The organism is Vibrio sp. OPT46 (genome assembly GCF_015163535.1).
In the GTDB taxonomy this organism is placed as follows: Bacteria; Pseudomonadota; Gammaproteobacteria; order Enterobacterales; family Vibrionaceae; genus Vibrio; species Vibrio alginolyticus.
The window spans coordinates 1-323 of the sequence record NZ_JADDYG010000449.1 but is presented as its reverse complement, the minus strand read 5'-3'; the positions used below and the strand labels follow the sequence as shown (position 1 = coordinate 323).

1 pseudogene is annotated in these 323 nt (G+C 39.6%); it reads right to left on the bottom strand.

Annotation, left to right across the window (positions count from 1 at the left end):
* Positions 1-14: 14 nt before the first annotated feature.
* Positions 15-323: pseudogene (locus tag IQR33_RS19645) on the bottom strand (glycosyltransferase family 2 protein); the annotation flags it as partial.

The following is a 323-nucleotide window of genomic DNA, read 5'->3' as shown; positions in this document are numbered from 1 at the left end:
AATTAAAGTCGTTTTCATGATTTTTTTGCCTGTTCACGTAAGTAGAGATCGATATATTTTACAAAAGTAGAGTGCATGCTTAGCCAAGCTAGAATGAAACCATGTTTGCCATCAAGGAAGCCTCGTTTGAGAACATACATCTTCAAAAAGCTAGCAAGAGCGTGAACAATTGCAGTGGTTAAGCCGGATTTCTTTTTACCTTCACGTTCATCCGTCCAGGCCTTGAGGTAGCCAGTGGTTTTATTGATGTAATGATGAAGGTGCTCGTAAGTGTAGTGATGCAGTCGACCATCCAGTTTTTCAGTTTGATAGTTTTTCTCATC